This window comes from Microvirga sp. Mcv34 (assembly GCF_024519725.1).
Taxonomy (GTDB): Bacteria; Pseudomonadota; Alphaproteobacteria; order Rhizobiales; family Beijerinckiaceae; genus Microvirga.
On record NZ_JALJRK010000003.1, the window covers coordinates 83664 to 96492 of the forward strand.

Consider the following 12829-nt stretch of genomic DNA (forward strand, 5'->3'; position numbering starts at 1 on the left):
GAATCGGAATGTCGCGACGACCTCAACAAACTTGTGATCGTCGCGACTGCCTTCTCGGCTGCGGAACGCCCTAAATGGCTCCAGCATCGCGTTCAACGCCGGAGTCCTCGATGCGATCCGTTCTGACTGGCCTTGTCGCACTTTCTCTCCTGAACGCCCCGGCATGGGCCGAAGCCGTCGACCTGGAGCTGGTCTTCGCCGCCGACGGATCGGGCTCCATCGACGATGACGAACTGCGTCTCCAGCGGCAGGGCTGGGCCGAAGCCCTCACGAGCCCCGATGTGCTCAACGGCATCAAGGACGGGCCCCTCGGAGCCATCGCCGTGGCCTTCATGGAATGGGGCGGGCCGAGCTCCCAGGTGCTCATCGTCGACTGGCACGTGATCCGCGATGCGGCGAGCGCGAAGGTTTTCGCCGATAGGCTCACGAGCGCGCCTCGGGGCGCCTATGGCTACAACTCCATCTCCAACGCCATCGATTTCTCCGTCCGTCTCGTCGAAACCAACGCCCATGAAGGCACACGCAAGGTCATCGACGTGTCGGGCGACGGTCCGAACATGAACGGCCGGTCCCTGGAGCAGGCGAGGGCGGACGCTCTCGCGAAAGGCTTCACCATCAACGCATTGGCGATCCGCCGACCCGGCAGCGGCCGCCCGGGCGGACCCGGCGGGATGTCGCTGGAAGATTATTACGGCCAGAGCGTCATCGGCGGCCCCGGCTCCTTCGTCGAGATCGCCGACGAGACGCGTCCTTTCGCGGTCGCCGCCCGCCGCAAGCTGCTGACGGAGATCGCCGGAACGGCCGGCGCCGCGCGCCATGCCGGCCGGTGACGAGGGTGTTCAGGGCCTGAAGACATTCTCGAACGGAATGCTAGAGCATTTTTCGATGAAGTGGATTCGATTCACCGTCAGAAAATGCGGTCAAACAAACAAGAGAGGTGATTCCACGTCAGTGGAATCACCTCTAGACTCGCCGCCATGGCGAATCTCCAAGACTGGATCATCGAACAGGGCCTGCGCGGAGCGGATGTCGGCTCCCTCATCGCAGGCTTGGCCGAGCGCCTGGCGGCCGAAGGGATGCCGCTGGTCCGCGTCTACCTCGCGATGCCGACGGTCAATCCGACGATCCGAGTCTATACCCATGTCTGGACCCGCTCGGCCGGTTTGCTCGTCGAGGGCGTCTCGCATGAGCGCAATGCCCATGCGTTCCAGCAGAGTCCCTTCAACTTTATGATGCAGACCGGGCAGACCAGCTGCCATTGGCTGGTCGACGATCCGGATGCGCGCCAGTTCGACGTGTTCGAGGATATACGCCGCGAAGGTGGGACCGACTATCTTGCCCGCCTTTTCAGTTTCGACAACGCCAGCGCCCCGGACCTGCAGGGAATCGGTATCTCCTTCGCCAGCGATCGCCCCGAAGGCTTTCGGTCGGAGGAGATCGAGCGGATCGACGCGCTTCTGCCCCTGCTGGGACTCGCGGCCTATCGCATGACGCTCTTCGACCTCACGGTGGGGATGCTGGACACCTATGTCGGGCTCTCCGCCGGCCGGCGGGTCCTGAGTGGCGAGATCCGGCGCGGGTTTGGCACCACCATCACGGCGGCGCTCCTCTTCGCGGACCTGCGCGGCTTCACGGCCCTGGCAGACACGGCCGGAATCGATTTGATTGCCCGGCTCGACCGACATCTGGAAGCCATGGCGGATCCGGTGGCCGAGCAGGGCGGCGAGGTTCTCAAGTTCATGGGCGACGGTGTCCTCGCGGCTTTTCCCATTACGGAGGAACGCTCCCGCGAGGAGGCCTGCGCGGCGGCTATTCGGGCCGCGCAGGCGGCGCTCGAACGTAATGCCGAGACCAACCGGCGCCTTGTCGGCGAGACACCGCTCAGCCTGGATGTCGCGCTCCATTGTGGCGACGTGTTCTACGGCAATATCGGGGCGGCCGGGCGCCTCGATTTCACGGTGATCGGCCCCGCCGTCAACGAGGTCGGCCGCATGGAGGCGCTCTGCAGCGACCTCGACTGCTCCGTGATCCTGTCCGACAGCGTCGCATCCGCGAGCCCGGTGCCCGTGCGCTCGCTCGGTCGTCATCGGCTGCGGGGCATCGCGGCGGAGCGGGAGCTCTTCACCTTCGCGCCCGTCAGCGTCTGGACGGCTTGAAGATCCTGGCGGCTATCGAAGAAACGCTACGACTTCATGTCGGTTAGCCGCTCCAGAACAGTCTGCGTGATCCGTGCACAGCGGGTACCCGCGAAGGGGAACGCATCAGTAAGGGCCGCCGAGAGCGTTTCATGAAGGCTCTGCCGGAGGAGGCGTCGGGCCCGGTGAAGACGCGTCTTCACTGTCTCGGGACGCAGCCCAAGCTGACCTGCTGTCGCTTCGATGCTCATCTCCTCGATATCCCGCAGAACAAAGACGATGCGGAACGGGTCCGGTAGTCCGTCGATCGCCCGTTCGAGCGAACGCCGGATTTCGGCTCGGGCCGCCGCGGCCTCGGGATCCCCGTCCTGGCGCGCTGAGGGTAGGTAGATCACGCGGGCCTCCCCTTGTTCGTTGATCGTGTCGATCTGTTGCAGGTCGACCGAGGGACGCCGCTTTCGGAGACGTTCCAGCGCTTCATTCAGCGCAATCCGAGTGAGCCATGTTGCGAGGCGCGCCTCACTGCGGAAACCCTCCAGATGGGTAAAGGCGCGAAGATAGGCTTCCTGCACCACATCCTCGGCCTCCGCGTCGTCACGAAGGACGCTGCGTGCAACGTGATAGAGCTGGCGGTTGTGGCGCTCCATGATCAGGCGGAGAGCCGCCCCATCCTGCCTCCGGGCCCGCTCGACCAAGGCCCGGTCGTCCAGGCCATCGAGCTGTATCGTTGCGGCGGTTTCCGGTTTCATGGTCAGTCTCCCGACTCGGGCCGTTAGATGAATGGGCGTTTCAACGAGTCCTACGCGACGAGGGGTACTCAAGTTCTGCGAACGACCCCCCGATGCATGATCTCGTCAATCGAGGGGAATGTCTGCAGGACGACCTCGGGGAGCGCCTGCGCGGCAGAGGTGCTCGGAGGAGGGCGACCTGGGCTTCCCACGATGATCCGTCCGACCATTCCGGCATGCTCGTGCGGAATACAGAAGAAATCGTACACTCCTTCCACCTCGAGCGTGACCGAAAAGGTTTCGTTTGGCAGTAGGTAATCCGAGTTCCATGGGTCGGCACGCTCAGGAATGCGGAGTGGGTGATCGAAATTCTTCGGATGATATGCGGTTGTCGTATGCGAGTTCCCAGGGTCGTGATTGACCCAGCGGATCGCTTGATCGGGCTCAACGTGAAGTCCGACCGGATCGAACCATACCTGCGAACCGTCCGCATTGCCCTGCATCCTGATCTCGACCGGCTCGCCGGCCAAGGGCAGGCGAGGGAATGCGTGACCGGCGAGAAGGCCGCCGCCGATCCGCAGGATATGCCGTCGCGACGGCATCATTTGCCCGCAACCCGAGTTTCGTCGGCCTTCGGCACATGCCACAGGACCACATGCACATGGGGCTTCTCGACGCCTGGATGCCCTGCATTGAAGTAGACATCGACGTGGTCGACCTTTCCGCCAGGGGATGCGAGATCGTCGAAGCGCTTGTCCTTGTTGGAGAGGTCCTCGATCGGGAGCATATAGACCGTGCTGACCAGCCGGCCCTCATGATCGTATGCGAGGAACGGGCCTGCCGGCAGGGTCTTCGGGTCGACATAGAGCTGACCGAGTCCGGGCAGGAAATCGGGCAGTTTCACGAGCTCGCTTACCTTCTTGTAGGCTCCCGATGGGGGAGCTTTCTCGACCTGATCGGCGGCCAAGGCCGGCATGGCGAGTGCAGCAATTCCAATCGCAGCGGCAGCGAAGCGCATCTTCATAGTCTCATCCTCTCAGGGCCAGGTAAGTCCCGGCGCATCTGATTGGATGGAGCCTACGTGAAAAGGTTCCCGATCAAGCCGGGGTATCAGCGTCTGGACAGCCTGATACCCAGCACCTTGAGGCCAGCCAGCAGGACGCCGCCATAGATCACGGCCCCGGTGGCGCCGAGCACAGCGAGGAGGGCTTCGGTCCGCCAGGCCGGGAGCCGGTGCGTCCAGGCCGCGATAGGTCCCGGGGCGAACCAGGCGAAGATGGTGAGGAGGAGAGCGGCCGCCCCGATGGCAAGGCAGGTCCGGCCCAGCGTCGCGCTCGGAGCTGTCCAGCCGCGGCGATAGGCCAGGATGAAGAGCAGCCCCAGATTGACCCAGACGCCGATGGCGGTGCCCAGGGCCAGGCCGATGACGCCGTAGGTCTGCATGAGCATGATCTTGACGATGACGTTGACCCCGACGGCCGTCAGAGACGCAATCAGCGGCGTGGCGGTGTCAGAGCGGGCGTAGAAGCTCGACACGGCGGAGCGGATCAGCACGGCCGCGGGGAGGCCGAGACCGTAAGCCGCCAGGACGGCGCCGGCCCGCGCGGCCGCCTCTGCATCGAAGGCGCCGCGCTGGAACAGGGCCGACATGATGAGTTCAGGCATGACCATGAAGGCCACCAGGAAGGGGGCCGCGAGCGCGAGCGTCAGGCCCACCGTCCGGTTCTGGGCCGCATAGGCACCGGCCTCGTCGCCGGCCGCGATGCGGCGGCTCATCTCGGGCAGCAGCACGGTGCCGGCCGCGATGCCGATGACGCCTAGGGGCAGCTGATAGAGCCTGTCCGCATAATAGAGGGACGACACTGCGCCCGTCGGCAGGAAGGACGCGATGATCGTGTCGGCGAAGATGGCGAGCTGGACGCCGGCGGACCCGATCACGGCCGGTCCAAGGGCCTTGAAGAAGGTCTTCATCGGAGTGTCGATGCGGGGACGTTCCAGTCCGGGACTGGACTCGATCTTTCGGGCATCCCACCAGACCAGGATGAGCTGCAGCGCGCCCGACAGAGTCACGCCCCAGGCGGCCGCATAGCCGGCATTGGGGAACAGGAAGACGACGCCTAAGGCGACGATCATGGCGACGTTGAGCAGGATCGGAGCCGCCGCGGCCGCCCAGAACCGGTCATGGGCGTTGAGGATGCCCGAATAGATCGTCACGATGGTGATGAAGAGCAGGTACGGGAACGTGATCCGCGTCAGCGTCACCGCAAGGTCGAACTTCGCCGGCTCGTCCGAAAAGCCGGGGGCGAGCAGGGTCACGACCCAGGGCATGGCCGCGAAGGCGACGGCGAGGAGCGCGAGCTGCACGACGAGCATCAGGGTCGTGATGCGGCTCGCGAAGGAACGGGCGGATTGCTCGCCTTCCGTTTCGAGAACCTGTGCATAGGCCGGCAGGAACGCGTTGTTGAACGCGCCTTCGCCGAAGATGGCCCGGAAATGGTTTGGGATGCGGAAGGCCACGAAGAACGCATCGGCGATGGGGCCGACGCCCATCACGGCGGCCAGCACGACGTCGCGGATGAAGCCGGTCAGGCGCGAGACCAGCGTCCAGCCGCCGACGGAGAGGATCTTGCGGAGCATCGCCGTCAGGCCCGGCGCAGGGGATAGGTTTCCGGAACGATGCTGCTCGAAACCTCCGCCGCGCCGCCGATCCGCTCCGCCACCACGTAAAGCGGCCGGCGCTTCACCTCGGCGAAGATGCGGCCGACATATTCGCCCACGATGCCGAGCGACATGAGCTGAATGCCGGAGAAGAACATGATCGAGACGATCAGGCTCGGGAAGCCGGGCAGATCGGTGCCGAACAGGAGCGTACGGATCATGAAGAACACCGCGGTGGCGATCGACAGGATCGAGATCAGGAAGCCGATATAGGTCCAGATCCGCAGGGGCACCGTCGAGAAGGCTGCGATGCCGTCGAAGGCGAAGCGGAAGAGCTTCCTGAAGCTCCATTTCGAGGTGCCGAAGCGGCGCTCCTCCACCACGAAGGGCACGCCGGTCGCCTTGAAGCCGATCCAGGCATAAAGGCCCTTGGAGAACCGAGCCTTCTCGCCGAGCGTCCGCAGCACTTCCACGCCCTTGCGGTCGATCAGGCGGAAATCGCCTGCGCCCTCGGGCAGGGCGATTTCGCCGAAGCGGGCGAAGAGCTGGTAGAACAGGTGGGCGAAGCCGCGCTTGACCCGGGTCTCGTCGGACCGGTCCGTACGCTGGCCGTAGACCATCATATAGCCTTCCCGCCAACGCTCGACGAAGGTCTCGATCATCTCCGGAGGGTGCTGCAGATCCGCGTCCATGATCACCACCGCGTCGCCCTGCGCATGGTCGAGCCCGGCCGCGATGGCGATTTCCTTGCCGAAGTTGCGGCTGAAGGAGACGGCGCCGACACGCGGCTCGGCCCGGCTGACCTCCCTGATTCTGTCGAGGGTATCGTCCGGGCTGCCGTCATCGACGAAAACCACCTCCCAGACCGACGTGATCCGGTTGAGGATGGGAAGCAGGCGCTCGCACAGGGGCGCGATGTTCGCGCCCTCGTTGTGCACGGGGATGATGACACTGAGCTGAGGCGACGCCACTGAGAAAACCCTTGATGATCGGGCTGCATCAAGAGCCGAGTTTGCGTCTTTCCTCAAGAGGATTAGGGTGCGGCAAAGCTGATTTTAAGGTCCTTCATGAGCTCCTTCCGTTCCGTCATACTTTGCGCCGACGACTTCGGCATCGCCGACGGGGTCAGCCGGGGCATCGTGGAACTGGCCGGAATGGGACGTCTGTCCGCAACCGGTGCCATGACCAACATGCCGGGCTGGCGCCGGGCGGCGGAAAGCCTGGGGGGCGTTCGCGATCGGATGGCTGTGGGGCTGCATCTCAACCTCACGACAGGTTCGCCTCTGGGGGCCATGCCGGTTCTCGCCCCCTCGGGACGATTTCCAACATTGAAGGAATTGCTTCCGAAAGCCCTGAAACGGCAATGGCCCGCCGTCGAAATCGCCCGGGAAATCGCCCGTCAGATCGATGCCTTCGAGGAGGTCTTCGGGGCGGCTCCGGCCTTCGTGGACGGGCACCAGCATGTCCACGTGCTGCCTGTGATCCGGCCGGCCCTGATCGCGGCCCTGAAGGCGCGGGGCTATGCGAGCCGCGTCTGGCTGCGTGATCCCTCGGACAGGGCCACGGCGATCCTGCGCCGCCCCATCGGGCGCAACAAGGCGCTGATCGTGAAATCCCTGGCTCGGGGGTTCGCCAGCAGGGCCCATGAGGAGGGCTTCCGGACCAACAAGGGCTTTTCAGGATTCGCCCCGCTCGACCTCTCGGTTCCGGCCGCCAGGGTTTTCGAGGAGGCCTTTTCGAGCCTCGGGACCCACCCTCTCGTCATGTGCCATCCGGGCTATGTGGACGACGAGCTGCGATCGCTCGATCCTGCGCTGGAAAGCCGGGTGGCGGAGCTGGACTATCTGAAATCAGACGCTTTTGGCGAATTGCTGGAGCAGCGGGGCTTGAGGCTCGCACCGAGGTTCGAGGCCACCTGAGAGCCTTACCGGACGAGAAAGGCACTCGCGTAGAGGCCCAGTCCGAACACGACGTGCCCGGCGATGTTGAGAGCTCTGATCTGGCCGGCATTGGGCCGTTTCGATGCGGCGAAGCCGGCGCCCATGCCGGGCTGAAGCAGGAACCAGCCTGCGCTGACTGTCACCAGGCCGACGATGAGGGCAGGTCCCAGGGTCGGTTGCTGGACCCAGCCAGGGGGCGTGACAGCCAGCAGGATCGCCGCAAAGAGGATGCCGACGGCGTAATGCCCGATCCAGCCCACGGACTTTTCGTGGGCAAACGGACGGGCCTTGGCGATGTCCTCGTGATAGACCGTGCCGCCGGCCAGATGGCAGAACCAGCGGCCGACCAGGCCCCAGTTCGCTCCCGGAAGCCCGAATGCGTGCTTCAGGAACAGCCCCCACAGGTCGAAAACGACCGTTGCGCCGATCCCGATCAGAATGGTGCGATACAGGAAGTCGATCACGGCTTGGTCTCCATTGGGGCAACATGAAACGGGCCTCCGAAGAGGCCCGTTCGACGTATCGTTACTCAGCTTACTTGGTCGCGCTCTCGTACATTTCCTCGACGTGCTCCCAGTTCACGAGATTGTCGAGGAAGGCCTTGAGGTAGTCGGGACGGCGGTTGCGGTAATCGATGTAGTAGGAGTGCTCCCACACGTCGCAGCCGAGGATCGGCTGGGCGCCATGCACGAGCGGGTTTTCGCCATTCGGGGTCTTCATGACGGTGACCTTGCCGTCCTTGACCGCAAGCCAGGCCCAGCCGGAGCCGAACTGGCCGACGCCGGCCTGGACGAAGTCTTCCTTCATCTTGTCGACCGAGCCGATGTCCTCGATGATCTTCTTCTCGAGCTTGCCCGGGAGGGCGCCGCCGCCATTGGGCTTCATCCAGAGCCAGAAGTGGATGTGGTTGTAATGCTGACCGGCATTGTTGAAGAGGGCCTGGTTCTTGCCGTAGGAGCCTTTCACGACCTCCTCGACGCTTTTGCCCTCGAATTCCGTGCCTTTCAGCAGGTTGTTGCCGGTGTTGACGTAAGCAGCATGGTGCTTGTCGTGATGAAACTCGAGCGTTTCCTTCGACATGTAAGGCTGCAGGGCATCATAGGCATAAGGCAGTTCGGGCAGGGTGAACGACATCGGCGTCTCCTTTGGATTGAGCGACCCGGGGCACCGGACCCAAAAGTGAGGACCACTTCCGGGGTTGATCCGATGCCCTTCGTTTGACTGCGCATCGCCCGATGCGGACCCAGGGGGCCGCGTCAGCGGAAACCGTGGCAACTTTTCCGCACGATGCGCCTCGGGCTTTAGTTAAAGCGCCACCCCTCCAAGAGCAACGGCCAAGCTCGCGACTTTTTTCTGCCTAAGCTTCACAGGCGGTTGTCTTTTGCCTATAGAGGCATAGCTTTGCCTTGGTTATCTTCGGTTTGCGTATGATGGAGACTGCATGATCATCGCTCTTCTGGCCCTCGCTTTTGCGATGATCGTTGGTGGGCTTTTCGCGGCTTTATTCGGATGGGACATCGTTCTCGTCGAGCGTGGCTGGACGATGGTGATTGCCGGAAGCGTCACAGCCGCGAGCGGCGCGCTCCTGCTCGGCATCACCGCCGTTGTGGCCAAGCTGGCAAAGATCGAGAAGCGGTTGTTGCGGCTGCAGGCCGGTTTCGACGAAGATGCCGTTCTCGAAACACCTAAATCCTTGAAGGAGCCCTCCCTGGCGGCGCTCTCCGGCGGAGCCATGGCGGGCCATGCGGCCGACTCAGCCCCAGAGGAGGGGGAGCGCGTCGATGAACTGCAAGCGACCCTTCCGCTCTTCGAGGGCGAGGATCGCCGGGAGCCGGCTGAGGAAGACGTGAATGTCGCCGCATGGCCGGAGCAGCCGCAGGTTGCCGAGCCGGTCGTGCCGTTTCCGCCCAGGCCGGCTCCATCGCCTGCACCGATCCACGATGAAGACGAGCCGGACATGAAGGTGCCCGATTTCCTTCTGGCGGATCGGGTGCGCGACGAGGAAGAAGAACCGCGCGTCATCGATGTCTCCGATCTCTATCACCGTAATCAGGACGCTCCTGAACCCGCGCCCGCGAGGCAAGATCACGACGAACGTGACGAAGCTCGTGAACTCGCGGCCGAGTCCCTTACGGAGAGTGAGCCGGAGCCCGAGCCCGAACCTGAGGTTGCCCCTGATGCCGAAAGGGAAGGCGAAGAGGAGCTCGAGGCGGCTCCCGACGCCTCCCATCCTCCCGTAGTGGTCGGCACCTACAATTCCGGCGACAACAAATACGTGATGTTCTCGGACGGCTCGATCGAAGCCCAGACCCCGAGCGGCGTGTTCCGCTTCCAGTCCCTGGACGAGCTGAAGGCGTTCATCGCAGCGGGAGGCGAGGGCGGCTCGCCGTCCTCTACCTGAACAAGGGAGCCAGGGCGCGGAAGTCATCCGTCGCCGCTTCGCCCATCCACTCGAAAGCGGCCATCTCCGTGGTCACCCACTGGCAGCCCGCGTGAAGCAGCCGCGCGCAGGCGGCGTTGACGCTGTGGCTCGACCGGCTCGACACCGCATCCGCCACCACGAAGACGTCGAGGCCGGACGTCTTGAACTCCAGGGCGCTCTGCAGCACGCAGATATGCGCTTCGGTTCCGCAGATCACGAGCTGGTTCCGTCCGCCCCCGCGCAGGGTTGCGATCCGTTCCGCGATCATCGGGTCGCGAGCGGCCGAGAAGGCGGTCTTGGCCAGAGTGGCCGCTTCCGGCGGCAAGGCCTCCTGCACCGGCGGCACGGTCGGACCCAGTCCCTTGGGATATTGCTCCGTCACCGTGACGGGGATACCGAGCCGTTTGGCCGCCTCCAGCAGGATGCGCACATTCCGGAGGACGGCCTCGCCCTCGTGAATGGCAGGCATGAGGCGGGCTTGCAGGTCGATGACGACGAGGTGGGAGCGTTTCGCGTCGAGCAGCATGGAACTCAACCATCCGGATTGAAGGGAGGGGGATCGTTCGGAATCGGCATGCGCATCGAGAAGCGCAGCCCCTCCTGGGGAAATTCCATGGAAACCTCAGCCTGCAGCTGGGTGGACAGGACACGCTGCAGCAGGCGCGTGCCGAAGCCTTGGCGCCCGGGCGCGCTCACGTGCGGCCCTCCATGCTCCTCCCAGGAGAAATGCAGCATCGGACGTTCGTCGCCCAAGATCTCCCAGCGAACCTCGACTTGGCCGCCGAAGGTAGACAATGCTCCATGCTTGGCCGCGTTCGTGGTCAGCTCGTGAATCGCCATGCCGATCGGAACGGCTGCTTCCGAGGGCAGCTCGAGGTGAGGCCCCATGATGGTGATGCGATTCCTCGCCTCGTCCTCGTACGGCCCGAGCTCCGTCTGGACCAATACTTCGAGGTCGGCCTTCTGCCATAGATCCTCGGTGAGCAGGTTGTGCGTGCGCGCCAGGGAGACGATGCGGCCGACGAAGCCCTGGTAGAACTCGTCGATGCTCGACGCCGTGCGGGCGGTGGATCCGACGATCGCCTGCACGGTGGCGAGAGTATTCTTGACCCTGTGGTGCAGCTCCCGGATCAGAAGGTTCTGACGGTTCTCCGCTTCCTTGTAGTGTGTGATGTCGATGTCGACCCCGACCATGCGGAGTGGCGATCCATCCGCCTGATAGAAGAACAATGCAATGGTCTGCATCGTACGGATCCCGTCTGGACGCTGGATCCGGAAGATGAAGTCGATATCCTTGTCATGGCGGGCCAGCGCATCGGCAATAGCCTGAATTGCGTATTCCCGGTCTTCGGGGATGATACGCTCCGCCCAGTCGGACGAGGATCCCTTGAATGATCCAGGCTCCATTCCGAAAAGACGCTCCTGTTCCACCGTCCAGGTGATGGTGTCCGACGGAACATGCCAGTCGAAGACGCCGATGCCGGCGGCACTCTGGGCGAGTGACAGGCGTTCTTCGCTCGTGCGCAACGCCTCTTCCGTCATCTTCAGGTCATGGATATCGACGCTTGTGCCCACCCATCCCTTGAATTCTCCCGTGGCGGCATTGCGCACCGGGGCAGCACGAATGATGTGCCAGCGATACTCCCCGTCCGCTGAACGATAGCGCGCCTCCGTCGTGTAAGTGGTTTCGCCGGCTATGACGGGCTTTATCTCTTCGGTCATCTTGGCCCAGTCGTCCGGATGAATGGCAGCCGTCCAGCTGAGACCCAGCGCATCCTGAGGCGGAAGACCCGAGTAAGTGACCCACCTTTCATTCGTATAGGTCAATTCCAGATTGGGCTTGATGATCCACACGAGAGCGGGGAGGGACTCCGCGATAAGCTTGAAGAGTGCTTCCGTTTCGCGAAGCTTCGTCTCGGCGCGGATCTTTTCGATGGCCAGCCAAGTGCGCTCGGCCACGTCTTCGACAAGGGAAATCTCGTCGCTCGTCCAGTCCCTCGGGCTCGAGGAATACACGTAGAACTCAGCGATGAAACGCCCATGCTTGTGGATGGGGATGGCGAAGCCCGAGCGCACGTTGATGGTGTTATAGAACGCTTGGGCGGCCGGGTCGCCGAGGCGGGGATCGGTCCTGACATCATTGATGATGGCGGGCTGCCCCCGCTTCAACGCTTCGATGACCGGGCTAGCATGCTGGTCGATCTTCTCGACCTTTCCCTCGTTGCTGATGAGACCTCGCGACCACTCCCGTTCGACGATGATGACGCCGCGATCCTCGTAGACCTCCCCATAGCCCGCCGTATCCACTTTCAGGAAGTTGCTCACGTTGCGAGCCGCAACCTCCATGACCCGGTGAGGATCGTCGAAATTGCTGAGCTGATCGTTGAGCTTGAGGAGAAATTCCTGGCGGCGCTGGGCCTGGCCCATCTCTTCCCTGATTTTCTGCCGCTCCCTGATATCCTGCAGAACACCGGCGAAGCGGGCAGGTTGGCCGTCCTCGTAGATGATGCCACCACGCATGTGGACATGGCCGATGCTTCCATCGGGCCTCAGGACCCGATACTCGATGTTGAAGTCCGTCTTGGTGCGGAGCGCATAGGCAATCGCTTGGTTGATGCGATCGAGATCCGACGGGTGGAACATGGCCTGCAGATCGGCATAGGTAAGCGTGGCCTCCGGCGCGAGCCCGAGATACTCCTTGAAGGCCGCCGTGCCGATGATCTCGTCGGTCTTCAGGTTACGTTCCCATGCGCCGAGCCGGGCGACGTCGAGCGCGATCCTCAGCTTGAAATTGCTGGTGTGCAGGGCCGCCTCCGCCTGAGCCAGGCGAGCTTCCAGCTCTGCGATGCGCTCATCGCCACCTTCCTGAGGGGCGATTTCGTCGTCGACCAGTAAACTGCCGCGTTTGGTCATCGCATTGAACTCTCGGCCTCTCTGTAAGGTCTG

Annotated in this window: 13 protein-coding genes; 4 read left to right on the forward strand and 9 right to left on the reverse strand. The window is 63.5% G+C overall.

From position 1 onward, the window contains the following. The first annotated feature begins 110 nt into the window (after window positions 1-110). A complete protein-coding gene (locus OC446_RS02725) occupies window positions 111-830 on the forward strand; it encodes a DUF1194 domain-containing protein (protein WP_262027507.1) in 720 nt (239 codons plus the stop codon). 147 nt (window positions 831-977) lie between these two features. Next, entirely contained in the window at window positions 978-2156 is a 1179-nt protein-coding gene (locus OC446_RS02730; RefSeq protein WP_262027508.1) for an adenylate/guanylate cyclase domain-containing protein, read from the forward strand. Between the two features lie 26 nt (window positions 2157-2182). Here the strand turns inward: OC446_RS02730 and OC446_RS02735 are convergent, their stop codons facing one another. The 5 genes from OC446_RS02735 to OC446_RS02755 all read right to left on the reverse strand — a co-directional run bounded on the left by OC446_RS02735 (window position 2183) and on the right by OC446_RS02755 (window position 6492). Continuing rightward, the gene (locus tag OC446_RS02735) at window positions 2183-2884 is read right to left on the reverse strand and encodes an RNA polymerase sigma factor (RefSeq protein WP_262027509.1); all 702 of its coding nucleotides are present in this window, start codon (window positions 2882-2884) and stop codon (window positions 2183-2185) included. 68 nt (window positions 2885-2952) lie between these two features. Beyond that, complete coding sequence (locus tag OC446_RS02740) at window positions 2953-3366, reverse strand: plastocyanin/azurin family copper-binding protein (protein WP_262027510.1); 414 nt, start codon at window positions 3364-3366, stop codon at window positions 2953-2955. Between the two features lie 98 nt (window positions 3367-3464). Further along, window positions 3465-3887, reverse strand: a complete 423-nt coding sequence (locus OC446_RS02745) for a DUF5602 domain-containing protein (RefSeq protein WP_262027511.1) — start codon at window positions 3885-3887, stop codon at window positions 3465-3467. A gap of 86 nt (window positions 3888-3973) precedes the next feature. Further along, window positions 3974-5500 carry a murein biosynthesis integral membrane protein MurJ gene (gene murJ, locus OC446_RS02750; protein WP_262027512.1) on the reverse strand — a complete coding sequence of 509 codons (1527 nt, stop codon included), beginning with the start codon at window positions 5498-5500 and terminating at the stop codon, window positions 3974-3976. Between the two features lie 5 nt (window positions 5501-5505). Further along, complete coding sequence (locus OC446_RS02755; protein ID WP_262027513.1) at window positions 5506-6492, reverse strand: glycosyltransferase family 2 protein; 987 nt, start codon at window positions 6490-6492, stop codon at window positions 5506-5508. Window positions 6493-6588: 96 nt separating this feature from the next. Here OC446_RS02755 and OC446_RS02760 point away from each other — a divergent pair, with 96 nt between their 5' ends. Continuing rightward, window positions 6589-7440, forward strand: coding sequence for a ChbG/HpnK family deacetylase (locus OC446_RS02760; RefSeq protein WP_262027514.1), 852 nt, complete (start codon window positions 6589-6591; stop codon window positions 7438-7440). A gap of 5 nt (window positions 7441-7445) precedes the next feature. Here the strand turns inward: OC446_RS02760 and OC446_RS02765 are convergent, their stop codons facing one another. Both OC446_RS02765 and OC446_RS02770 read right to left on the reverse strand, forming a co-directional pair. Then, entirely contained in the window at window positions 7446-7925 is a 480-nt protein-coding gene (locus tag OC446_RS02765; RefSeq protein WP_262027515.1) for a DUF2938 domain-containing protein, read from the reverse strand. A 70-nt stretch (window positions 7926-7995) separates the two neighbouring features. Beyond that, window positions 7996-8595, reverse strand: a complete 600-nt coding sequence (locus OC446_RS02770) for a superoxide dismutase (RefSeq protein ID WP_262027516.1) — start codon at window positions 8593-8595, stop codon at window positions 7996-7998. A 307-nt stretch (window positions 8596-8902) separates the two neighbouring features. Here OC446_RS02770 and OC446_RS02775 point away from each other — a divergent pair, with 307 nt between their 5' ends. Continuing rightward, entirely contained in the window at window positions 8903-9862 is a 960-nt protein-coding gene (locus OC446_RS02775) for a hypothetical protein (RefSeq protein ID WP_262027517.1), read from the forward strand. On the opposite strand, the gene OC446_RS02780 is transcribed toward OC446_RS02775, so the two are convergent. Together OC446_RS02780 and OC446_RS02785 are read right to left on the reverse strand one after the other, a co-directional pair. Then, on the reverse strand, window positions 9855-10409 hold the full coding sequence (locus tag OC446_RS02780) for a hydrolase (RefSeq protein WP_262027518.1): 555 nt from the start codon (window positions 10407-10409) through the stop codon (window positions 9855-9857). The two genes, OC446_RS02775 and OC446_RS02780, sit on opposite strands and share 8 nt — an antisense overlap. Before the next feature lie 5 nt (window positions 10410-10414). Then, window positions 10415-12796, reverse strand: coding sequence for a PAS domain-containing protein (locus tag OC446_RS02785; RefSeq protein WP_262027519.1), 2382 nt, complete (start codon window positions 12794-12796; stop codon window positions 10415-10417). Window positions 12797-12829 lie beyond the last annotated feature (33 nt).